Origin of the sequence: Nonomuraea sp. NPDC050404, assembly GCF_040655495.1 — a bacterium.
Taxonomy (GTDB): Bacteria; Actinomycetota; Actinomycetes; order Streptosporangiales; family Streptosporangiaceae; genus Nonomuraea.
The window spans coordinates 1-1,323 of record NZ_JBFAKB010000104.1 but is presented as its reverse complement, the minus strand read 5'-3'; the positions used below and the strand labels follow the sequence as shown (position 1 = coordinate 1,323).

General features: G+C 41.2%; 1 protein-coding gene. It reads right to left on the bottom strand.

Translation table 11 applies throughout. The annotated features are described in order from the left end of the window. Positions 1–69: 69 nt before the first annotated feature. Positions 70–1,017, bottom strand: a complete 948-nt coding sequence (locus tag AB0I81_RS64070; RefSeq protein WP_351004109.1) for an IS30 family transposase — start codon at positions 1,015–1,017, stop codon at positions 70–72. Positions 1,018–1,323: the final 306 nt, after the last annotated feature.

Below are 1,323 nucleotides of genomic sequence, written 5' to 3'. Positions count from 1 at the left end.
CCGCTCGGGTGAGTTGCTGGCAGGCAGGGCGATTCCGAGCGAGTAAAAATCGCAAATTGCAAGTCCAAGTTAGCCAGCCAAGCTCATCTCATATGAACTCTTATAGTTGAACATTTTTCTTGGATAATGGTTCATCCAATACTCGATAGCGGCGACTTCTTCAGGGGTCGTCTTTGTTGTGCCTTTTGGCAGATGCCTACGAATCATTCGGTTATGGTTTTCATTCGTCCCTCGCTCAAAGCTCGCGTAGGCGTGTGCATAGTAAACTGGACAGCTTACGTCCTCAGAGAGCCTTGCAAATTCATGGCCATTGTCAGGGGTAATGGATTTGAAGTCATAACTTTTTTGAAGTTCCACCAGCTCATCATTGACCGCCTGTGCTGTTTTCCCATCAATCAAGCGAATGATCTCCGTGCGGTATTTTCGCTCTGTGAGCGTCAAAAGCACCTTGTTCTTAGCTCTCGTAAGAATGACCGTGTCAATCTCGTAATGCCCCACTTCTAAGCGATTGTTAATGAACTCAGGCCGTTCTTCAATAGACTTGCCAAAAGGATGCTTTGGCGCACGAGGTTTGATTTTCTTTGCCGCCTTATACTGCGGATAGAAAAGATGATGACGCTTGGCTTCTAACCAGCCCCAGTTGACCCAATTGTAGAGGCTGCTCAGAGAAACTCCTTTTAGAGCCTGATGAATGACTTCCAAAGAGTCCTTGTCTTCTTTAAGACGTGTACTCACATAACAATCAATCTCAGTCGTGAGTTTACTCGGACGAACACTGTGAGCCCTCAATCCTTCATAATTTTCTTGAGCCTTTTTAGCAGAGTATTTTACCTTCCGCTTGAGCTGGATTTCCCCTCGCTTCATCTCTCTGTCAATCGTCCCATGAGCTTTATTCAATAAGCGCGCAATCTCACGGTTGCTCAGTCCTTCTTTATTGTGCCAACGTTCAATGTTTAAACGGTCTTGATTGGTCAGGTGTTTCCCTTTGCTCTGGCTTGTGATAGAATAGTCTTGCATCTGAATTTCCTTTTTATACTATTTGGTCGAACTTCTAGTATAAGAGATTCAGATGTTTTTTGCTTGACTCAAGGTGGCTAACTTCATTTTACAATTTGCGTAAAAAATAAAAATCTATAATAATTCAGTTTGCACCAATAAAAAGTGATAAAAAAAATAAATTTTGATGCTGACTAAAAATAGAAACAAAAAATTTTCTATTTTTTCTTCGCATTTTCCCAATTTATGCTCACATCTTGATATAATAGTAGATATGACCTATCAAGTAAAAATTATCTATCCAAAAGAAGAAGCCGCTGAAAATAA